21 protein-coding genes and 1 pseudogene are annotated in these 22346 nt (G+C 43.8%); 8 read left to right on the forward strand and 14 right to left on the reverse strand.

Going from position 1 to position 22346, the window contains the following annotated elements; genetic code table 11:
* Window positions 1-29 precede the first annotated feature (29 nt).
* Window positions 30-923: an AraC family transcriptional regulator gene (locus tag ABH897_RS01850; RefSeq protein ID WP_404591054.1), complete on the reverse strand. Its 894-nt coding sequence runs from the start codon at window positions 921-923 to the stop codon at window positions 30-32.
* A gap of 146 nt (window positions 924-1069) precedes the next feature.
* On the opposite strand from ABH897_RS01850, the gene ABH897_RS01855 reads away from it, so the two are divergent.
* Together ABH897_RS01855 and csaA are read left to right on the forward strand one after the other, a co-directional pair.
* On the forward strand, window positions 1070-1972 hold the full coding sequence (locus ABH897_RS01855; RefSeq protein ID WP_283655573.1) for a DMT family transporter: 903 nt from the start codon (window positions 1070-1072) through the stop codon (window positions 1970-1972).
* 57 nt (window positions 1973-2029) lie between these two features.
* Window positions 2030-2362, forward strand: a complete 333-nt coding sequence (gene csaA / locus ABH897_RS01860; protein ID WP_404580040.1) for a chaperone CsaA — start codon at window positions 2030-2032, stop codon at window positions 2360-2362.
* A 95-nt stretch (window positions 2363-2457) separates the two neighbouring features.
* Here the strand turns inward: csaA and ABH897_RS01865 are convergent.
* The 3 genes and pseudogenes from ABH897_RS01865 to ABH897_RS01875 all read right to left on the reverse strand — a co-directional run.
* Window positions 2458-2535: pseudogene (locus ABH897_RS01865) on the reverse strand (YjcZ family sporulation protein); the annotation flags it as partial.
* A 484-nt stretch (window positions 2536-3019) separates the two neighbouring features.
* Window positions 3020-3772, reverse strand: coding sequence for a hypothetical protein (locus tag ABH897_RS01870; RefSeq protein ID WP_404580210.1), 753 nt, complete (start codon window positions 3770-3772; stop codon window positions 3020-3022).
* 75 nt (window positions 3773-3847) lie between these two features.
* A complete protein-coding gene (locus ABH897_RS01875) occupies window positions 3848-4336 on the reverse strand; it encodes a helix-turn-helix domain-containing protein (RefSeq protein WP_283655571.1) in 489 nt (162 codons plus the stop codon).
* A gap of 280 nt (window positions 4337-4616) precedes the next feature.
* Here ABH897_RS01875 and ABH897_RS01880 point away from each other — a divergent pair, with 280 nt between their 5' ends.
* The 5 genes from ABH897_RS01880 to ABH897_RS01900 all read left to right on the forward strand — a co-directional run bounded on the left by ABH897_RS01880 (window position 4617) and on the right by ABH897_RS01900 (window position 11452).
* Window positions 4617-4826: an XRE family transcriptional regulator gene (locus ABH897_RS01880; RefSeq protein ID WP_283655570.1), complete on the forward strand. Its 210-nt coding sequence runs from the start codon at window positions 4617-4619 to the stop codon at window positions 4824-4826.
* A gap of 359 nt (window positions 4827-5185) precedes the next feature.
* On the forward strand, window positions 5186-5863 hold the full coding sequence (locus ABH897_RS01885) for a tetratricopeptide repeat protein (RefSeq protein WP_283655569.1): 678 nt from the start codon (window positions 5186-5188) through the stop codon (window positions 5861-5863).
* A 221-nt stretch (window positions 5864-6084) separates the two neighbouring features.
* Window positions 6085-7497 carry an efflux RND transporter periplasmic adaptor subunit gene (locus tag ABH897_RS01890; protein ID WP_404580039.1) on the forward strand — a complete coding sequence of 471 codons (1413 nt, stop codon included), beginning with the start codon at window positions 6085-6087 and terminating at the stop codon, window positions 7495-7497.
* Complete coding sequence (locus ABH897_RS01895; RefSeq protein WP_283655567.1) at window positions 7494-10574, forward strand: efflux RND transporter permease subunit; 3081 nt, start codon at window positions 7494-7496, stop codon at window positions 10572-10574. Before ABH897_RS01890 ends, ABH897_RS01895 begins: the two co-directional genes overlap by 4 nt.
* Window positions 10571-11452, forward strand: a complete 882-nt coding sequence (locus ABH897_RS01900; RefSeq protein ID WP_137062646.1) for a TetR/AcrR family transcriptional regulator — start codon at window positions 10571-10573, stop codon at window positions 11450-11452. The genes ABH897_RS01895 and ABH897_RS01900 overlap by 4 nt, the downstream gene beginning before the upstream one ends.
* A 93-nt stretch (window positions 11453-11545) precedes the next feature.
* Here ABH897_RS01900 and ABH897_RS01905 read toward each other — a convergent pair whose 3' ends face one another.
* The 10 genes from ABH897_RS01905 to ABH897_RS01950 all read right to left on the reverse strand — a co-directional run bounded on the left by ABH897_RS01905 (window position 11546) and on the right by ABH897_RS01950 (window position 20033).
* Window positions 11546-12184, reverse strand: coding sequence for a GDSL-type esterase/lipase family protein (locus tag ABH897_RS01905; RefSeq protein WP_283655565.1), 639 nt, complete (start codon window positions 12182-12184; stop codon window positions 11546-11548).
* 126 nt (window positions 12185-12310) lie between these two features.
* Window positions 12311-12733: a GNAT family N-acetyltransferase gene (locus ABH897_RS01910; protein WP_283655564.1), complete on the reverse strand. Its 423-nt coding sequence runs from the start codon at window positions 12731-12733 to the stop codon at window positions 12311-12313.
* Window positions 12734-12775: 42 nt separating this feature from the next.
* Window positions 12776-13330 carry a nucleotidyltransferase family protein gene (locus ABH897_RS01915; RefSeq protein ID WP_283655563.1) on the reverse strand — a complete coding sequence of 185 codons (555 nt, stop codon included), beginning with the start codon at window positions 13328-13330 and terminating at the stop codon, window positions 12776-12778.
* Between the two features lie 20 nt (window positions 13331-13350).
* On the reverse strand, window positions 13351-14604 hold the full coding sequence (locus ABH897_RS01920) for an MDR family MFS transporter (RefSeq protein WP_404520919.1): 1254 nt from the start codon (window positions 14602-14604) through the stop codon (window positions 13351-13353).
* Between the two features lie 99 nt (window positions 14605-14703).
* Window positions 14704-16416, reverse strand: a complete 1713-nt coding sequence (locus ABH897_RS01925; RefSeq protein WP_404520920.1) for an ATP-binding protein — start codon at window positions 16414-16416, stop codon at window positions 14704-14706.
* Between the two features lie 63 nt (window positions 16417-16479).
* The gene (locus tag ABH897_RS01930; RefSeq protein WP_283655560.1) at window positions 16480-17544 is read right to left on the reverse strand and encodes a cobalamin-dependent protein; all 1065 of its coding nucleotides are present in this window, start codon (window positions 17542-17544) and stop codon (window positions 16480-16482) included.
* A gap of 203 nt (window positions 17545-17747) precedes the next feature.
* Window positions 17748-18206, reverse strand: coding sequence for a MarR family winged helix-turn-helix transcriptional regulator (locus tag ABH897_RS01935; protein ID WP_044648507.1), 459 nt, complete (start codon window positions 18204-18206; stop codon window positions 17748-17750).
* Between the two features lie 181 nt (window positions 18207-18387).
* A complete protein-coding gene (locus ABH897_RS01940) occupies window positions 18388-18834 on the reverse strand; it encodes a VanZ family protein (protein ID WP_283656239.1) in 447 nt (148 codons plus the stop codon).
* Window positions 18834-19502, reverse strand: a complete 669-nt coding sequence (rpiA, locus tag ABH897_RS01945) for a ribose-5-phosphate isomerase RpiA (RefSeq protein ID WP_044648509.1) — start codon at window positions 19500-19502, stop codon at window positions 18834-18836. The genes ABH897_RS01940 and rpiA overlap by 1 nt, the downstream gene beginning before the upstream one ends.
* A 60-nt stretch (window positions 19503-19562) precedes the next feature.
* On the reverse strand, window positions 19563-20033 hold the full coding sequence (locus ABH897_RS01950; protein WP_404520922.1) for a GNAT family N-acetyltransferase: 471 nt from the start codon (window positions 20031-20033) through the stop codon (window positions 19563-19565).
* A 472-nt stretch (window positions 20034-20505) separates the two neighbouring features.
* Here ABH897_RS01950 and ABH897_RS01955 point away from each other — a divergent pair, with 472 nt between their 5' ends.
* A complete protein-coding gene (locus ABH897_RS01955; RefSeq protein ID WP_404591056.1) occupies window positions 20506-22275 on the forward strand; it encodes a methyl-accepting chemotaxis protein in 1770 nt (589 codons plus the stop codon).
* The last annotated feature ends 71 nt before the right edge of the window (window positions 22276-22346 follow it).

Raw genomic sequence — 22346 nt, forward strand, 5'->3', positions numbered from 1 at the left:
CATATAGCATGGATCGGCTACTTCACTTCTTAATCAATGGCTTCATTTCTAAATTTCCGGAATTCTTTAGGTGTTTTTTTATAATGTTTTTTAAAAGACTGAATGAAGTGATTTGCATTATTGAAGCCCACTCTGTGGGCTATTTCAGTTATTGTATAATGTGTTGAGATTAATAATTCACTGCTTTTCTTGATGCGGTATTTAATCAAGTAATCGTAAGGTGTCATATGAATGGTTCTCTTAAAACTACGATTGCACTCTGAAACACTTAAATGTGCTACATCAGCAATTTCTTGCAATGTTATATTGTTTGAGTAGTTTTGATGGATAAAGCTAAGCAGCAATTGAAGTCTTTCCTGTTGCAGTTTCATGTATTTAGGTGCTTCCTCGGCAGAAATCGAAATATTAGATATTAAAATTAACCATAATTGAACAGTTTTGATGGAAACCTCATATTCCCACCCCCAGTTTTTTTTCATATCAAATTTCTTTTGCATATCCCAAAGCATTTCTAGTACTTGACTTTGCCATTCAACTTCTCCCTTTATTGCTAATGACACTAAGGAAGAGTTTGTATAAGGTAGTACATAATTTTTTTCCATGGCACTATCTGCATAAAAGGCAAGCAGCTTTTCAGGGAAATTAAAACTGACATATTGACCGTTATGTGTCAGGTGCGTAGTAACATGAAGGGCGCCCTTATTAATTAAAATGGCCTGACCGGTTTCTAATTCATGATTAATCCCATTAACTTGTATAACTAGTTTTCCTTTAGTAACCAAAGTGATTTGTAGTTCTTCGTGCCAATGTAAATCATTAAATCCTCTACCTTCAGGGATACTTCTATGAATAGTATGGGTGTACATGATGTATGGAAATGAAACATCGGGATATAAAATGGTCTCGTGCAATTGTTTTTCCATTTTTGCGAGGTCCTTTCTGATGACGATATTTCTATATAAATTAAAGATATTATTACACAAATTAAATAATAGTGGTGATATTATTATATACAGCTTCGCTTTATCATTACAATTCTGTGCACAGAAAACATCTTGGAGGCGTCATTATGAAAATAAATAAACCGTTTCTGCTGTTTCGTCCGTATGTTTTGCTTTTCATCAGCATATTGTCTGTTTCTATCTCTTCCATCATGATAAAATCCTCAGACACTCCAACCTCTGTCGCTGGGATGTACAGACTGTATATATCAGTTATAATAATGCTTCCTTTTGTACCTTGGAAAATGACCCGATCCTTAGAGATGAACAAAAAAGATTGGAGTACCGTTTTCTTAGCTGGTCTTTTTCTCGGGTTACATTTCTTATTCTGGATGGAATCTTTAGTATATACCTCAGTTGCGAGCTCGATGGTCATCTTATCATTACAGCCTTTATTTGTAATGATGGGTTCATACTTTATCTTCAGAGAACGAGCAAACATAATAACAATACTTTGTTTGATCGCTGCTCTTTTCGGTTCAATCATTATAGCTTGGGGAGACATTGGGATTTCGAAAGGGGCATTAATCGGAGATGGATTATCTTTATTAGGTACAATCTTGGTTTCAGCATATATGTTGGCAGGACAGAAAGTAAGTCACAAAATAGATGCAAATTTATATAGTGTTATTGTTTTTTTTCTGGGTGGCAGCGTCATGCTAGTCTACAATTTGTTGAATAATTATTCCTTGATCGAATATGACTCGTCGGATTGGATGTATTTCTTTTTACTTGCAGTAATTCCAACTATTTTCGGACAATATATTTTTAATCTTTTATTGAAATCAATGGGTGCAACTACTGTTTCTGTAGGTATTATTGGAGAACCTGTTCTCGCCATAATTCTCGCCTACTTTTTCTTGGGAGAAACAATCTCTGTATCTCAATTCATAGGTGGAATGATGACTTTATTCGGTATGGGGGTGTATTTTTGGGCAAAATCCTTAAACTATACAGTTGCTAAATATTAAAATTGTAATTAATTAGTGTGTAATTCAAAAATAACAGTAGATGAGGAGAATGTTTAAATGACAACGATTGACGATTTTTTGAAACTGGATATTCGTGTTGGAACAATTATTAAAGCTGAGTTTTTCGCAGAAGCAAAAATACCTGCTATTAAACTTGAGATTGATTTTGGACAAGATATTGGAATAAAAACATCTAGTGCACAAATTACAAAAAGATATGTCGCTGAAGATATTATAGGGGGACAAATAATAGGTGTAGTCAACTTTCCTCCCCGACGGATAGCAGGCTTTAATTCAGAGGTATTAGTCCTTGGAGGAATACCCGAAAAGGGGGATGTGGTTCTATTGAAACCAGATATTAAACTACCTGATGGAACACCTATTGGGTGACAGGTAAACATTACAAAGGCTCTACCGGTTACATACCGATAGAGCCTTTTATACCGAAACAATGATTGGGCATTACCGTGACATTGCTTTAAAAATTAAACCCAACAGGCTTTAGTGATGATAACCAACAGAATAAAGAGCACCAAAATTGCTGCTGGCGATGTGAAAGCACCAAAACAGTTTTCCCTACGCTCTTCCCTACGCTCTTCCCTACGCTCAGCTCCTCCAACACATCCACTCACATGAACTCCTCCTTTTTTTAAGATACTGTATACCGTATGTGTCATTCAATAAATTTGACAAGGCTAAACGGAAATTACTTCAATTAAAAAATTCTGTTAACCTCAGGTATCTGTAACAGTTTGTCAGGTGGAACTAATACTCGCTCCATAAGTCCACGCTTACTATAAAGTAGGATGTACACCATGTTATCAGAAGGTTGAAATGACGTATATCCATATTTTATCCTGATATCTCTTTTATATCGCTCAATGTGATTGCTTGAATAAACCTTTTTCCCCTTGTCGAAAGCACCAGTTTGTATCATTTAACAGAAAATCACTGAATGAACAATGTTGCTACGATTAAATAATACGAAAGCAGAAAGCCCCTGCCGCAAGTGGCAAGGTTCAGATGTAATTATGTAGTTTATGTGAGTTATACTCTATATGATCTCCGAAAAGTGTGATTTTGTTTTATCAAGTCCAAGCAACAATCGTTTCGTTGGAAATCACCAACTTGATCTTTACAAGATTCGAAAAGAGAGATTCCCTGAATAAACAGACTGCTATTGTTAAGCAGGACGGATGTTTCCAACATTTTCAAAATATTAACTGCTACATCTTCAATCCGTCCTTTGCGTAACAGATAAATAGCAAGTTGATAGTGAAAATTCAAGCGCCAGTGATTATAGATATTCTCGTCTCGTTGTTCTAGTTTTACCATTTTGTTAGATAATTTAGTAAGTGTATCTTCAATCGCAAATCCATACTTATTAGCGGCTTCTGTAATGACTGCCAAACCAGTTAGAATTTCTTCTGGATGGTCGAATAGATACTGTGTATATTCCTCTAACATGTCTGCATGTCCCATAAGCATATCAAGAGTGTAGGAGTTAGCGACAGCAAACATTTTGAAATTCTCTACATCATTCTTTCCTTCTTCATACAAACCTTGCTTCTCACAAGCAGTTGCCTTCATCAGATAACCTTGGCCATAATAAACAACTAGATTTCGTTCTGTTTTTAAAAGGGGCTTTTTACCTCTACCTGTTTTTCTTTGTTGCTGTTCTTGATAAGCAACCTTAGCTAATATGATTAGATTATCTGCGCTTTCTCCCAATCGCATCCAGTCATGCAATGTAAAATATGCATTGCCCAATTGTATTAGTCCATCCAACTGATAATTCACAGGTAAACGATTACGAAAAGGTGAAAATCGGGTTACCGCATCTCTGTTCTTTGCCAAATCCTTTCCCAATGGTGCTCAAAACAGCCGATATTGGCTGATTGCCAAACGCTCGGAGTGCTGATATCTCTCATGTTCTGCTACACATTCAAAAAACACAAGCGACTTATGAATGTTTCCTTTGGTGTGCAATTCCTCTGCAACTTCAAACACCAAAGAAATATAATTTAAATCCTCCATCATACGAGATAATACTTGCTCAATACAATTCTTTTTGTCCAACTCCGCGCAACGTAACAAAAAAGGCTTCACACGACTACGATGTGGTTTTCCTGACAAAAAACATTCATCTACATACAACTCATAAAAACAACCTTCCGGATTATTTAGAGTAAAGTTAATTCGATCCAGTTGATGAACCGATAATGGTCGACTAGGTCTTTCACTAAGCAACGAACTGAGATGACTGGATGTAATAGTTGATGCTTTCGCAAAATTTGATAAGTTATATCCCTTCTTTTGCATACACTTCCGTATCTCTGTACGGATTTCAACTGCATATTCCATAAACCTTCCTCCAATCATCAGAACTTGTCATACTGCTACTCACCCTCATATACTAGATCACTACTTTTTTCATATAATATCCTGATTATACAACTGCTTCAGAATGGATATAAATAATATACAAATCAAATTGCTTTTTACATTTTTAGTGTGAAGAAGAAATTATGGTATTTTATTGTACGCTTAAAATGTAAATAAATTAGTAAATTCAACATCATAGCAGATAGCTCATTTTATACACTTACTAATTTTTCAATCCTTAATATAGAGAAGGTGAATCATGTTGGACAATAATAAAAAACACCCTGTAACGCCCTTCGGATGGACGATCAAGCAGAAGCTTGTGGAAAGGCAACTGGATCAGAAAACGTTTTGTGAGACGTACCAAATTCCGCCTTCTCGTCTGTCGAATCTCATTCACGGTACAAGAAAAGCCAAACGACACAGGAAAATAGTATCCCAATTACTTGGCATTCAGGACGAGTCATAGAAACCTATCGTACATATGAGGGGAGACTTTGAACATGCGACATTTTTACAAGCATAAGCCTGAACGTTGTGTACTCTGCCATTCGACAGAATCTATCATTATGTCCAAAGGTGCATTCATTTGTGCCCACTGTTATCTCAAAAGCACGTACAAGTACCCTACCAAGTTAGAGAGCTACCACCGTTCCAAAGTTGCCTTTCTGGTAAGAATGTACATCGAACATCATAAATGAACACACTACTTCACACTGCCTGTTTTACACTCCTTCACAACCTCGCCATGCTAATGACCCTTGAGATAACCATATGCTATAATGTGGAAAGTATGGATAGTTACATGTACAGGAGGATGGGAGCAGAATGATCGGGAAATTTTTAATTTTCTCTCTATTATGGAGCTTGCTCGGCAACCCGTTTCTGGCGTTGCTCGTACTGCTGATTGTGATCTATATATTGGATCGCAGCTTTGTCGGTGTATTGCCCAGCATCAGCAAGCCATGGAAAAGAAGGCGCAATGCTGCCCGGCTGCGTCAACAGATCGCTTTAAATGCCAACGATGTGGCTGCCAAGTTCGATTTGGCTCGTATTTGGATCGAGAGCAAGAAATACCATCAGGCTTTGGAACTGCTGCTGGACATCCAGTCCCGCTATGAGGATTCCGCAGATTATTGGAACGCACGGGGAACGGCTGAGGTACATACGGGGCACATCGAAGATGGAGAACCGCATTTGCTGAAAGCACTGGACATTAACCCGCGGGTACAATACGGCGAACCCTATTTGCATTTAGCCGCAGCTTTCAAGGAACGTGATGTAAATAAGTCGCTTCACTATCTTCAGCAATTTCAGGAAATTCAGTCCTCTTCCAGCGAAGGCTATTATCTGACAGGCTTGATGTACCGGATGCTGGAACGCAAGGATGAGGCCACGGCAGCCTTTAACCAGTCGATTGCCGTCTATCGTTCTCTGCCCAAATACCGCAAACGAAGTGAGCGCAAGTGGGCTGTACGCAGCTTATTCCGTAAATTAATCGGCTGACGAGCTTATATTTTTTTCTTAACGACCTTTCTCATCCTTTGAGAAAGGTCGTTTTTATGCTTGTCCACCCTGCACCTCCACTCGCCTGAATCGGCTTTTTTTGATACCTGAATTTGGAATGTTTTTTCATAACAGTTATTGACATGCCACAGATCAGACCCTATAATCCGTTTATGAACTAATGAGTTTAAATATAAACCATAAAGTCCAAATCAGGAAGGATGATCATCTTGTTGAAACACAGTCTCTACATATCTGCTATATTCATTCTTCTGTTCACCTCAGCTTGCTCATCTACAGGATCGAGTGATCATGAAGCAGCAGAACAACAAAACCAAAAGGTGGAAGCGATAGTTGTTAAAAAAGAGCCGCTGTCTGCTTCTTTTGACCTTTCAGGCACACTACAGCCCTATGAGGATACCTCTGTATCTTTTGAGTTATCCGGACTGATACGCGACACAGTTGTCAATGTGGGAGACTCCGTATCCCAAGGGCAGATATTAACGAAGCTTGATCCATCCAGCTATCAGCTACAACTGGAGCAAGCGAATGCGACTATTTTTGAAGCACAAGCAGGTATCAAAAATGCTACAGCCGCCATTTCAAGCGCAGATGCCTCCATTCAATCCGCCGACGCGAAAAAGATGGCCGCTCAGGCCGGAGTGAATAAAGTGAACAAGGGCGCCCGTGAACAAGAAAAAGCGCAGGTGCGCACCAAAGTGCAAAGAGCACAGTCCGCTTTGACTAAAGCACAGGCTACCGCTGAACGCACCAAGCTCTTATATGACCAGGGAGCTGCAACCAAAAACGATTATGAAAATGCGCAGCTCGCTTTGACCAATGCCACCAAGGACCTGGAGGATGCACAAGAAGCCCTCTCCTTAATACAGGAGGGAGCGACATTAGAAGATCGGCAATCGGCAGCATCCAGTTTACAGCAAGCCCAAGCCGGGAAAGAATCTGCCATCGCCGCGAAGGAACAGGCCGTAGCCTCCAAAGATAACTCTGCTGCGGCATACCAGCAAGCGGTCATTGCCAAAAAGCAGGCCGAGCTTGCCCTCTCCAAGACAGCTTTAAAAGCACCGATTTCCGGCGTTATTCTGGAGAAAAAAGCAACCGTCGGACAATTGGCGAGCGCTGGACAGCCGGTATATCGTATCGGACAAATCGACAGGCTCAAGGTGTTGCTCCCTGTTCCCGATCATGAAATCACGAACTGGAAGCAAGGTCAGATAGTCCAGCTTCAACTGTACGATGAGAACAGAGAAGGAACGGTCAGCAAAATTTATCCGGCCACCAACACCAATACGGGCAGTATCAACGTGGAAGTGATGGTTCCCAACATCCAGCATGATTGGGCCCCCGGACAAGTCGTAAAGGCAGGCCGCCAATTGACCCAAAGTGAGCAAATTTTGCTCCCGGCCAAGGCTGTCATTAATAACGGTACAGATACCTTTGTTTATAAAGTGGTGAACAACAGGGCGGTCAAGACGGTCGTGAATGTCGGTCAAATGTCCAACAACAAGCTCGAAATTACCAAGGGGCTGAATGTCGGGGATCGTGTGGTTACGACCGGAGTAAACCTGATCTATAATGGACTTCCTCTTCAGGTCACGGAGGGAACCAGCAAATGATTGCATATTTTATCCGAAAGAAAAAACTGACCCTCTTTATTTTTATCATGGTGATTGTTGCCGGGCTGTATAGTGTCTCTCAACTTCCCCGGCAGGAAACGCCGGATATTATCAAGAAAACCGCTGTGGTCACGACCCTCTACCCTGGAGCTACACCCCAAAAGGTAGAACAAACGGTCACGAAGCCTTTGGAACAAAAAATGAAAGAAATCAATCATATTAAAAAGATTTCTTCTACATCTGAAAATGGACTTTCGACGATTATCATTGAGACCAAAGGCAATGCCAATGCTAAGGAAGCCTGGGATACATTACGCAAAAAAATAAACGATGCCCAGTCTTCTCTGCCCACAGATGCTCAAAAGCCTGTCGTTAACGATGATTTGAATAAGGTATTTATCCATTCCTACGCCATCACGGGGGACTCTATAGAGCAATTGTATCAACTAAATGATATGGTGAAATCGTGGAAGGATCAATTAAAAACCATTCCCGGTGTATCGGAAGTAACAATTAAGGGATTACCCGATCAAGAGGTTCAAATTCAGATTGATGCTCAAAAGCTACAGCAGTACCATATCAGTTGGGAACAGCTCATGAGTGCAGTGCAGAAGGAAAATGAGCAATATCCGATAGGCAATCTGGATTACAATGAACGTACGTACCGAATGAATGTAACGCAGTCCAAGAATGCTCAGGATTTGAGTAAAGTCATTATTTCCAGAACGGACAGCGGCGCTCCTGTGTATCTCAGTGATGTGGGCACCATATTGCTTACACATAACACCAGCAGCTATATGGCCTTTTTTAACGGTAAACCAGCTATTACACTGACGATTAACGGTAATACCGGCTCTGACGTAGACACGATTTATAGCAAAGTAAATAAAGAGATGCAGTTGTTAAAACCAGATCTGCCTAATACGTTTCAACTGAATACGTTATTTTCACAGACCGAGCGGATTGATCATATTTTTCATGGCTTGACCCGTGAATTGCTGTTTGCCATTGCGGCGGTTGTGATCGTATGTACATTGGGCTTGAATCTGATTACATCCTCTTTTGTGGCACTGGCTATTCCTATTTCAATCGCCATAGGTCTCATTATTCTCCCTATGCTCGGAATAACATTGAATCAGGTTACGGTCATTGGCTTAATTATTGTAATGGGGATTCTAGTCGATGATGCTGTGGTGGTTAATGATAATATTGAGCGCAGGATGATGACCTTGGGTGAGAGTCCCAAGATAGCTGCATTAAATGGAACAAAAGAAGTTTCCATTTCCATTTTGACCGCAACTCTGGCAACTGTAGCCTCCTTTGCCCCGCTGTTCTTTTTATCAGGCGATGCAGGCTCCCTTATAAAACCATTACCGTTTGCTGTTATCTTTACGTTATTGGCTTCCATGCTCATGTCCTTTACCGTCATCCCAATCTTTAGAGAATGGTATGGACAACGAAGTCAAAAAACGCCCAACTCCACCATGAAGCCGCCGGGACTGCTGGGCAAACAAATTGATGCTCTTCGTAACGTATATGTCAGTGAGCTGATTCCCAAAGTCATCAATCGACCTGCATTGTATGCTTCATTAGGATTATTGATTAGTACCACGCTGTACGGTGTACTTGCTCTGATTCCGATCGACCTGTTCCCCAGAACCAACGATCCGGAATTAAGCATTAATGTGCGTATGCCTATAGGTACTTCTATAGAAGAAACCAAGCGGGTCACCGAGGATATTGCCAAATGGGTGAAGCAGCAGCCTCATGTGGAAACGATCAGTTATGCGGCTGGCGGCGACGCCCCCCCGTTGTTTCAAGATATGACCGCTGACGCCAAAACAGGCACAACCGTGGGGCAGATTGCTATTGTTGGGGAAGAAGGTGCATTTGATCCCGATGAAATGGCAGACAAATGGCCCTCCATCTTAAAGGATCGTTATCCGGGTCAATCCATTTCCTTGAAAATAGCCAAAGTGGGGGTGCCTCTCGGTAAGCCGATCTCCATTCGGATTTTAGGCAATGATGTAGATCAGTTGCGTTCGTTGTCACAGCAGTTAAAAGAAGGCATTATGGCTACCAGAGGAACACAGGACATACAAGACAATATGGAAAATGAAGGCTATACGCTGGATTTCCAAATCAATAAACAAGCGATGGATCAATATCAGATTAGCAATAATGATCTGACACGTACACTCTTGTTAATGGGTAATGGCGTGAGCTTTAGCCGATTTGATACGGGGAAAGATTTGATAAATATTAAGCTGAAGCTAAGCCAAACCGATCAAAATCCTGAAATTTTGTTTCAGCAATTGAATGTGACCAATGCCAATGGTGTTCAAATCCCTTTATCTCAATTGGCTGAGTTGAAGCCATCCTTTGCAACACAAAAAATTAACCATTATAATTTAAAGCGTTCGATTACTGTTGAAGCTGAAGTTCACGGGCGTACAGCTTCCGAAGTCATGAAGGATGTCAAGCTTAAATTGCAGGACATTAAATTTCCTCCAGGCTACACTTGGGAAATTGGCGGCGAGATTTCAGGACAAGATGACATTTTATCAGAAATAGGATGGTTATATGTTGTCGTCATACTATTAATCTTCATGCTGATCTTTTTGCAATTTTATTCGTTCTCAACCCCACTTATCATCTTGACTACCGTGTATATGGCGGCTGCGGGTGGATTCCTCGGCTTGTTCATTCTGAACACACCGGTCACTTTTATGGGGGTGCTCGGATTGATGACCTTGGCTGGTATTGTCGTACGGAACGGTATTGTGCTGATCGAGTTTATAGAGGATGCAAGACGCGAAGGGATGGAACTGAAAGAGGCGGTTATTGCAGCGACCAAAGCGCGCTTCCGCCCCATACTGCTTACTTCGCTGACAGCCATTGTCGGTCTGATTCCGATTGCTCTTATTGGGGAACTTATGTTTAGACCTCTGGCGTATACCATTATGTTTGGATTGATGTACTCGACCATTCTTACAATGTTTGTGGTTCCGTCCCTGTATATGGTTATTGCCCGCTGGAAATTAAAAAGACAGAGCAAAAAATTGGGGGTACAATGAAAAAAATAACGAGCGATGATATTATATATGCCGCCCTTTCCCTGTTTTCAGAAAAGGGCTACGATGCCACCTCGGTCGATGAGATTGCCCGCGAAAGCGGGATGGTGAAGGCTTCCTTTTATAAATACTTTCAAAGTAAAGAAGAGTTGCTGCTGGGGACAATCGTCCTGATTGAAAAACTTCTTGATGCAGATATTAAAGAACTTTATTTGAAGCACCAGCTACCTTCCCGTGAAAAGTTGAGACAACTGAATTTGATTGCGCTGGGCCGGATTTATAAGAATAAAGTTCATTTGCTGGTATACTCCGTCCCTTTAATCGGTTCCAAGGAAGAAAAAATCGCACAAGCTATTGACCGTGTTGAACATCATTTATCTAACGTGATGGTTGATTTCTTAATTGATGCTTATGGAGAGTCCATAAATGACTATGCGTACGATATTGGGTTTGTCGTCAAAAGCATTATTATCAATTCCTTCCGAATGAGCGATTCAGAGCTGTCCTGGACGGAACATCAAACACTGGCTGAATTTATCGTCAGCATTACGGATATGCTGGCACAAAGTATGCTGAGCCCTGATGTTCAACATCAAATCATGTGGGGCCGCGATTCCGGATTCCATGAAGATTCTGATCAAATCTGGACCAAAGGAAGACAAATCGCCCATGTGCTTCAACACATGGACGCAGTCTTGAAACAAATCGAATTAGATGAAGCAATCCAGAATGAACATATGCAAATACTAAGCAGGCTACAGGGGGAGCTTTCGGAACAAAACGTGGAAACTGCCCACGTTAAAGCACTCCTCCTTTTTTTGGAGCAGCTACCCGAGTTACAGGAAGACTGTACCAAGCTGAAAGCTATTTTGGAAGTTTAAAAGGTTCAATTTAGCTAAAGATAAAGAGGTCCACTATGGTCAGATACACAGCCATGATGGACCTCTTTCTTCTGTCGCAAATTCCTTCTACGCTCACCGTAATGGCGAATATCCAAGCCGATTCAGCTCCTCCGCAATGACGCGATAGCCGCGACTGTTCGGATGCACCCGATCCAGCGAGAGCAGTTCCCTTTCGTTGCCCTCAAACGCAGGGTAAATGTTCGCCACCCGGTAATTCGGACCGCCCAGCGTAGCGAGAAATGAGTTATATTGGCGCACATATATCCCCGCCTCCCGCACGCCCGGCAAAGGATTATACAACCCCACCATTCGAATGATAAATGGCTCACGCTGGCCGGACTTTATCTGATACAGGGCATGTACGATTTGGCGTACATGTTCTTTCGTGCGGCTCACCGCTTGCGGAATGGACGATGCAGACGAACCGGAGCCTCCAGCAAGGGCGCTGACGTATGGGCGCAGATCATTCCCGCCAATCGTCACCGTTATGAGTTCAGCCGCGCTCAACGCCGACCGAAAGAGCGGATTGTTGCGGATCAAAGACAGCAGTTCCTGCGATGTCAGTCCGTTGATTCCCAAATTCTCGTAACTGACTGGAGTACGAAGACGTGCTTCCGCCATTCGTCGATAGATAGGCACAAATCCGCCAGTCAGCAGCGTCCCGGCACCTGTCGTTAATGAATCTCCTATAGCCGTGTAGTGGTAACCCATTGGAACCCAACTCCCCCGCTAATGCCTTTGCAACCAAAGGCACATCAACTTTTACATGAGAATGACGTCAATTCCCGACATATCATATCTTATGTAAAAAAAGAGACGCAGGACCCGGAGATTCGCTTATTCTTCGTCCATTTCATACACACAATGAAATTGCCCATCCTCGGACAAGTCCTCCGATCCGTATACAGCAAAGCCCACGTTGCGAAAAAAATCTGCCCCTTCCGCATCGGTGTCCACAGTAAGCCGTTTCGGATTACGCTCCTGTATGAGCGTAAGCAGCATACCTCTGGCATATCCTCTATGACGGTTTTCAGGCAACACGGCCAGATGCCGGATTACGATGGTTTCATCCTCCTGCTCCTCAAATCCGACAATACCTACAACAAGTCCTTCATCTTCTACACCGAACAGCTTCCAGTCATCCGAGGTTTGATAGGTACGTAAAGCTGCTTCTCCGCGTTCAGGGTGATCCAGCACGGCGTAGGTTAGCAGCTCCAGCACCTCCTCACGATCTGAATCTGTTTTTATATTTTTAAACATCGTTCGTCGTCTCTCCTTATATCCTGAAATGGGGATTACGCTCTAGTTCTCCAAAATAAGCAACGGCCAGTTATCCAGCCACTGCTTCTCAAATACACGCTGACGAAAGGCCGTGGTGTGGCGGAACAATGGACTTTGGCGTACCCGCATATCCAGCAGATCATTTAATCCATGCGGACAAACGACCTCCATTTGATCCTCGTCATTCAATCTAATCGCTACTGCCGTAGCCGTCTCCGGCCAGCGGCTCATCGCATCCTCTACCGAAGCATAAGGAGCTGTCCCGTTGCGAAGATGCATCCGCGCCTGATTTTTGACAGACCAGTTGCGTCCCGCCTGCTTGCGGTTCAAGGACAGCTCAAGGTGCTCGTCCCGTTCCTCCAGCGTATTTTTCGGATCAAAATAAATAACATCTATATCATTCAAAGGCGTAGGAGTTGTATAACCATGCAGCTTGTCCCACACCCGATTACGTACATAGCCTGCGGCAATACAGCCCTGCGGCAGCCTCAGCTCTCGCACATAGCGCAAGTCTTCCAGTACCTGTGGATCATTCATATATTGTATGATTCGTAGCACATCTTCTTCCGACTTCATCCTGCACTCAGCTCCCTTTTTTATGATGACAGTTGCTGCACGGACTCTCCTCCTTGAGCTGCGATCCGGGCTGTACGCTGCGCCAGACGGCGGCGTGCGACCAGCAGGAATGGAATGCCAATCACGACCGACAGCGCAACCGGAACAAAAATGGCAAGCGGCGCTGTTTGACCATAGGTATCCAGCAGCCAGCCACCAAACAAAGGAGCAAGCACGCTACCCAGATTATTAAAGCCAATCGTACCGAAATAGGTCCCTTTATATTGAGCATCTGCAATTTGGTCAATCAATACGTCCAGCATCGTGAACAACAGCACTTCGCCCACTGTAAACAGCACCATATCCAGTATAAACAACCAGCCCGAATTTAACATACCGCACAGTAACAGGCTGACTGCAATACATATATTTCCTGCAATCAAGGAATTCACCGGGGAAAAACGGCTTGCCAGCCGTACAAGCGGATATTGAAAAGCCAATACACACACCGCGTTGACTGTAAGCATATATGTAAACCACCGGGTTCCTTCCTCGAAGGATAAGGACAAGAATTGAGGCATCGTAGAATTGGAATGAGCATAACCCATGACGCAAAATACCGTCCCCAGCAAAATCGGCATAAACACCGGATCACGGCTGGCTGTACGGAACGCCTCACCCATCCGTAGTGGAGCCTCTCCCGCCGTTGTCCCTGTACTCAGATCCGATGCATACCGAGCAAATTGGATCAACAGCAACACCCCGTACAGCGCATACACACCAGCCGCCACCATAAACGGTGTACCCGAGGATGCCGATCCTAACATCAAACCAAGCAACGGCCCTGCCACTACACCTACATTAATCGCCGCATATCTCATATTGTAGATGAGCAGTCTTTTTTCCTTGGGGGTTACATCTGATAACAGCGCCCGCGAGGTTGGCTCGAACAAGGATCTGCACAGACCATTCAGAGCATTGATGACAAAAAAGGCCCAAGCCGCTTCAGCCAGCGCAAAAGCCACGAATACAAGCGCCCAACTGGCGATGGACACCAGCATCACTTTACGCCGTCCGATCCGATCGGAAATATAGCCGCCATAAAAGCTGGCAAAAATGCCAACTAATGAACTGACTGATACGATCATCCCTGTATGGAAAGGGGATACCCCCAACCGGGTGGTCAAATAAATGGACAAAAACGGGATACTCATGGATGTCGCCATCCGACCAAATATAGTACCCGCAATAATCGTCCAGGCCAGTGGGTGAATCGAACGCAACTGTTCTTTCATATCTGTTATCTATGTCTCCTTCTCTGCCCTGTCTCCAGAAAAAAACTTGCACACAGCTCTTCCATCTGTGTGCAAGTCTAACAGGGATAATTCCAACGATTACTGACGGATATACCGTTCCAATTCCCTACACGTTGCCTGATAAGCAGACTGAAGTGCAGCCAGCATCTCTTGCGCAGCTTCAAGTCGGTTCTCCCGTGCAAGCTGCTCAATATCGGAAAATAACGTGGACAAACGCCCAATTCCCAGACTCACGCTACCTGATTTCAGCTCGTGAGCAACCTCCACTACTTTTGCTGGCTCGTTCGCGGCAGCCAGTTCAATTAATGTGCTTATTTTTGCAGGTGTATCACTGGTGTACATCTCTACGAGTGAAGCCAGCAGCCCCATGCTGCCATCCTCGTCCAGCATCATAATTTCATGAATAACTTCTTCATCAAGGATAGGCTCGGCATCGGCCTTGGGAAGCCATTGGATAAGCTTTTCAGACAGCCGTTCGATCATAACCGGCTTCGATAGATAATCGTTCACTCCTACCTCCAGGCCCTTCACTCTGTCTTCCTCTGACACATTTCCTGTCAAAGAAATGATCGGTACTGGTGGCAACTTGTCCACCGCTTCACGCTGGCGAATAGCCCTCGTAGCATCAATACCATTCATGACAGGCATATGATGATCCATCAAAATACAAGCATAAGATCGTTGGAAAGTCGCTCTTACGGCCGCTTCTCCATCTTCCGCAAAATCAATATGCTGGAATCCCAAATGACGAAGCTGTAACTCTACCACCTGACGATTGACCCGATTATCCTCAGCTACCAGAATAGCGTGGGAATGACTATGTTCACGCAGACACTCACCAAGCTCTGTCTGCTCGACAGTTTCACGCTCCTTTACTTCGTCTACCTGCTCCGTCCCCTTGACGAGAGGAATCTCAAACCAAAACGAGGAGCCTTGACCTTCCTCACTGACGACTCCAATTTGTCCCTTCATCAGTTCAACGAATGAACTGCATATCCATAGTCCCAGTCCGGTTCCTCCATATTGTGAGGCACTGCCTTCCCCTGCCTGCACATAGGGCTGAAATAACTTGACCTGATCCTCCGGTGAAATTCCGATGCCCGAATCCTGCACCTCAAACCGAACACGCTGGGAACCCTCTGTTTCTTCTACCAACATCGTCCGAACAACTAGCAATCCGTCACTCGTAAATTTATTGGCATTGTTCAGCAGATTGAGCAGAATCTGCATGATCCGTGCCGAATCTCCTTCCAAATGATCTGCTACCCCGGAATCGGTCTCTATACTCAGACGGTTCCCCTTCTGATAGATTTGTGGCTCCAATAACTGGGCAACATGGCTCATAATCGCCTGGACCCTGACGTTTCCGATCTCCAGCTCCATCTGCCCCGCCTCCACCTTGGATATATCCAGCAGGTTATTAATCATGTTCAGCAGCAGAGAGGCCGATTCACGTATGACACTGATCGCCTGCCGTTGATCCGGGGAGAGTTTGGATGAACCCAGCATTTCGATCATCCCGAGTATTCCGTTCATCGGAGTCCTGAATTCATGACTGACCACAGCGAGAAAGGTGCTTTTCAAGTCATTCGCCCGTACCGCTTCTTCCTTTGTCCGCTTTAAAGCCGCATTGCTTTTGGCAAGCTGACGCTGCAAATTGACAAGCTCATTATTCATCGCCGAAAATTCATTCAGCATGTTTTCTTCTTCAGCCTTGCTTTTCACAATCTCATCTGTTAATTGTTCGATCGTTTTCCGCAGGACAGCCATTTCTGCTGCCGGTTCCTTCATATAAAAGGCCCCCCTTTACCGAATGACTCCTGGTTTCGATACAACATCTTATTTAATACAGCTTCACACCCTGGACGACAGCAGGTGTTCTGCAACCTCCAGCGCTTCCTCTGCACCAGGCGCACAACCGTCCGCCCCTACTTCCTGCCACAAGCGTGGATCAAGATTAAAGGGCAAACCACCGACCATAATTCTCACATGGCTTGTAGCGCTATTTTGACGTATTAAAGTAATCAGATCCTTTACCAAATGGACATGGTAAGCCATGGTAGCCGAGATAGCCACCACGTCCGCCTTGTAATTCACAATTTCCTGAAGCAAGCTCCGGTTAGGCACATTAGCTCCCAAATAGTACGTATCCCAACCCTCCATCTCGAATAAATCAGCCAGCATACGCAAGCCAATTTCATGCTGCTCGCTACCCACACAAGCCGCCACGAGACTGCGTCCCGGATGTCCGCTTACGAGCCATCTGGGATACAAAGTAGAGATAATAAATTGAGTAGCCGCTGTGCAGAAATGCTCTTGCCCTATCGTGATTTTACCTTCATGCCACAGACGTCCTATTTCATATTGTGAAATTTGAAATATATATTTATAAATATGCCGAATGGACGTGCCTTCATCCATCAAACGGACGATACAGTCCATAGCCTGTCTGCGGCTGCCTGCGAGCAAGTACTCTAAATATTGACCCACATCAGCCGCTAAAGGATTATCATTCGTAATAAAAGATGTATATTCCTCTCTCTTCCCAATTTGCTGTATCCCTAAATCCAGATTCTCCAGCACCATGCTTTTATCCGGGTGATGAAAATGCTCTTTCAACGTCTCCTGTATCAATCTGAAATTGGTTGTCAAATCCTCTTGTGTTATACCAAAACCTTGCAGGAGCTTTTGTAACCAGGAAACATATTGAGTAAATAGAATAGGGCTATTCACAATTACGCTTTCTGCTAAATAGTTCAAACTATATATTGAATCTTGCTTTGTTTTTTCTTTACCGTTATCCCCAAAACGCTGCAAAAGATCCGGCTGTAATTCGTATTGCTTATTTGTGACTAATTCCGCCAAATTCCCTGCTTGCAGCAATAGCGATTCACCTGCGGTATATTGCTGTATACTCATATACAGCTCCTTCCCCGACAAAGCCGTATTTATATCCATAGACGGTAACGGGGGGAATGCATCCGAACGTGACTATTCGTCAATTATACCTGATTTCCGCTTCTACATTAACCCCGTTGCCCAAAATTGCGACAAAAAAAATAAAATACCGGGAAACCGGTATTTTATCTAAAAGCATATTTAGCGCGGATATTCGCAGCTTATTAGTCGTTACTTTTCTGTCCCTCAGCCGTTAGCCCCAGCTTTTTTAGCAGATGAATGACCTGTTCTTTCTCTTCCACAGATAATCCGTCCACTGTCTCCATAATGACACGATGATGCTGTGGAAATATTTGCTCAAAGAAATGACGTCCCTCGTCAGTCAGTTCAGCATAAATCACACGCCGATCATCCTGTGATGCACGCCGGGTAAGCAGCTTTTTTTTCTGAAGTTTATCTACGACGTACGTAATATTTCCGCTGGAGATCAGCACCTTTTCACCAATTTTCTGCAAGGGCTGCGGGCCGCGATAATACAACAGATCGAGCACACCAAATTCCGTCGTGTTCAATCCGTGACTATGAATATCCCGATTCGTGCGGGATGTGACCGAATTATAGGCTCGAGCCAGCACAACAAACAAGTTAAGCGCCAAGTCCTGATCATCTGGTTTTACAGACATATTAACAGCCTCCGTTACTCATATCTTTATTCAAAGATATCTTAATTGCAAACTTTTGTCAAGCTCAACCGTTTTATTCCTTTGTTAATAAGGCCTATTATGAGAAAATTACAGTCTATTATGTACAAAAGCCCGTCTCCAATCGGTACCAGAAGCACCGTTCGTGAGAGCAGGGCTTTCATCATTCAATCCCTAACCTCTTTCGTAGAAGCTCGTAAACAACTCGACCGATAAGCATGCCCAGTACATTCAGGATCACATCATCCACGTCCATCGTGCCTGCGCCGAGCAGCATTTGGGACACTTCAAGAATGACCAGCGCGACCACCACTGTCAGCAGCAAGCTACCTAATCTGCGTAAGGATACCCAAATGATAGGCAGAAGGATGCCAAACGGGACGAATATACCAATATTACCGAGCAAATTGACACCCCACACCCGGAAAGGAAGCGACTGCGCCGCCCTCAGATATCGCCCGATCGTATCCAACGGAACTATATTATACGAATATGGAGGACCGGGTCGTAGTGTACGTCCAAAACCAAGAAACATCCAGTATAATAACAGTCCCGTATATAAAATGAATGCCACGAAGGCTACAGTACGAAGCAGACGGACGCTAGGCATCACTTGTTTCGAACATCAATCTGTCCATTGGCCCGTGCGATGATAACCTGGTCCGCCATATTAATGAACAGTCCGTTATCAACCACACCCGGAATTTGATTCAATCGGATTTCCAGCTCTTGCGGGTTTTCAATGGTTCCGTAATGACAATCGACAATATAATTGCCGTTATCCGTAAGGAAGCGCTCACCGTCCTTCATGCGCCATTCAGCCTGGCAGCCTGTCTGCTGTATTGCCTCCAACGTCCATACACTGGCAAAAGGTACGACTTCGACCGGTAATGGAAATGCACCCAGCACCTTCACATCCTTGGACTCGTCCACAATGATGATTAGCCGGTTGCTGTTGCTTTCCACGATTTTCTCTCTCAGTAAAGCTCCGCCTCCGCCCTTCACCAGAACAAGCTGCTCATTCACCTCGTCCGCTCCGTCAATGGTTACGTCGAGTCGTCCAATCTGATCAAATGGAACGATGGGAATTCCTAGTTCTCTGGCCTGATCCTCCGAGGCTTGGGAAGTAGCTACAGCCTGTATATGTAAGCCTTGCGCCACACGCTCACCTATTTTTTGAATGGCCCAATAAGCTGTCGAGCCTGTGCCGAGTCCTACTTTCATGCCGTCCTGAATGGCTTCAACTGCTTTTTCAGCTGCTTTTTGCTTCAAATTCATTGTCATCTCTCCCGCTATATAGGCTAGTATGGATCATCATTTATTTTATATGAAAACGTTTTATAAAGACACTGTCAGCTTCTTACCGTAACAAAGACTATTTTCATCCTCTTCATATTCACCAAATCGTTCAATAGGCTCATATCCCTGCTTCGTATAAAGCGCAATGGCTTCAGGTTGAGCAGCCCCTGTCTCCAGCTTGATTCTTACAGTGCCTCGTTTCCGGGCCTCACCTTCCAGGAAAGCTAACAGACTGACGGCAATACCTTGCCTGCGATAAGAAGAATCGACATAAAATCGTTTAAGCTCCATCTCTTCCGCATCTATAGGCCTAAGCCCACCGCAAGCGACCGGTTTTTCATCCAAATACACAACAGCGAAAATCATCTCTTTAACTTTTGGATTGGAAAAATCAACCAAGTAAATTTCATCAGCAGGATACCTTTCCAGCAAATCCTCATCCAGCCTTTGAATCAATTCATGCAGAACTGCATGATCGCTTTTAACCTTTACAATTGTAAGCTTGGACATTCTCTTCATCCCTCTCCCTATGTCGTGTTTGCTATATTGGCTCATTTTGCAAGGAATACGCAAAAACCGCGGCAAATCAAGCATCTGTAACGCCAAATATGAAAAATGTCCCAAATTGACAAGTGCATTTGACTCTATTATAAAGTATGATGGTTTCTATTGGATACCTACTTGAAGCCTGAAATGAATTCCAATTTCAAGTTGAAGTATAAAATGGAATATACTGAAATATACACAGGAATTACCCGGTAAAAATTAAATTTTTATTGGGCAAGGTATTCATTTCAAGGGCTTATCGTACGACATATATATAGGGATACATACTTATCTAAAAAAAGGACTAAAGACCTACTAACAAAAATTCAAGGGGTCTATTTCCTTAATTACTATGTTTGTAAGGGGGACTAAATTATCTCATTCGATAAGCGGTTCAACACCATATACAAAAATTACAACCAGGGAGTGGAACATTTTGAAAAAGTGGAGTAGCTTATCTTTCTTCACCAAGAACTTATTATTATCCTTCTTCAACATCGTATTGATCGGGCTAGTCCTCATTGTGTCCAGCTATTTGATCCAGCGTACAATTTTGATAGACCAATTGCATGGGCAAGTGGAAAAAATCACATTAAAGTGGGCTGAGGGAATTAATGTAAATGAAGTAACCCAAGCTGTTCAGGAAAAAAGTTATGATGGTCCCGTTCAGGCAAAACTCCGCGCTTATCTGGATAACATCACAGCGACGAATCCGAATATCTCTCAAGCTTATATCTTCGGAACCGAGCTGGAAGACGGTGACAAAACATCTGTTGTAGCGATGCCTACCACTCTGAGAGAAGCATTCGAAAAAGATAAACTGGGTGTCGGCGGTATGTACAAACAACCCTCTGTAGTCACAGAAGGTGTAAGCCATATGCTGGATACCGGAAAACCGACGTTTACCAGTTTCTATGATGACAGCTTCGGTACGTGGACAACCTTGACGTATCCGCTTAAAGATTCAAGTGGCAAAATCTTTGCATATTTTGCTGTCGATGCAGATGCAGGCGCTGTACCTGCCGGGTTGACCAAGCTGCTGATCAGCGGTGCTACCATTCTGGCTATCTTCCTGCTCATCTGCTTGGCGCTCCAATATTGGGTCGTGAAGCGCACGTTGTCCCCTATTAAACAACTGATGTTCGGTATCAGTGAAGTAAGCCGTGGAAATCTGGACGTTCAGATTCAAGCAGGGCAAGACGATCTGGGCGTTGTGAATAGAAACTTCAACGATATGGTAAGCCATATTAACAGCATTATGACCAAAGTGAAGCTGACAACTGATGAAGTGAATGAATCGGCGAAGGAATTACTCGCAATCTGCGAACAAAACGGAATCAATTCGAACATCATCAATCAGAACATCAATGAAATTACGGGAAATATCCGTTCACAGGAAAAGGCAACGGGCGATAGCGCACGTGCCATGGCTGAAATGGCCTCGGTTATCCAAAATATTGCCGCCAGTTCCGCCACCGTTGCAGAGGAAGCCAATTCGGTAGAGAAGCGTTCTAATGAAGGCAACGAAATCATGGGCAAAGTTTCTTCACAAATGCATTTGATTACCGATACAGTTACGAATACATCCCGTATTATCAAGTTACTGAACGACCGTTCACAGGAAATTGGTAATATCATCGGTACGATTTCAGGCATTTCCAGCCAAACGAACCTGCTTGCCCTGAATGCTTCTATTGAAGCAGCGCGTGTCGGTGAGGAAGGCAAAGGCTTTGCCGTGGTTGCCAGCGAAGTACGCAAGCTGGCAGAACAAACAGCGGATGCAACGAAACAAATCACGCCGCTGATTGAAGAGATTCAAAGTGAAATCGGTCAAGCTGTGAAGTCGATGGAACAAGGTAACGTTGAGGCACAGAGCGGAATCGTCGTAGCCAGACAAGCAGGCGAGCTGTTCAATAACATTCTTCAAGCAACCAAAACGGTGGCATGGCAAATTCAAGAAGTATCCAGCGCTACCGAGGAAATATCCGCCGGTACGCAGGAAATGACGGCGACAGCGGATGAACTTTCTTCCACCGTAAGCAAAACAGCCAACAACAGTGTTCACATTGTGCAAACGGTTGAGGAACAAAAAGCTTCTCTGGATTCCATCATTGAATCGTCCCATAAGCTGTCTTCCATGTCGGAAGAGCTTCAGGAGATTACTTCTTACTTCAAAATTGCAGACCCTAACCGCACCAAATCATAATTTTCATAAGTAAGTCGTTCGGTAGTGCCTCCCTCCTATTCATGCATTTGAAGGGATCGGAGGCATTTACT

This window comes from Paenibacillus sp. RC73 (assembly GCF_044908085.1).
Lineage (GTDB): Bacteria > Bacillota > Bacilli > Paenibacillales > Paenibacillaceae > Paenibacillus > Paenibacillus terrae_A.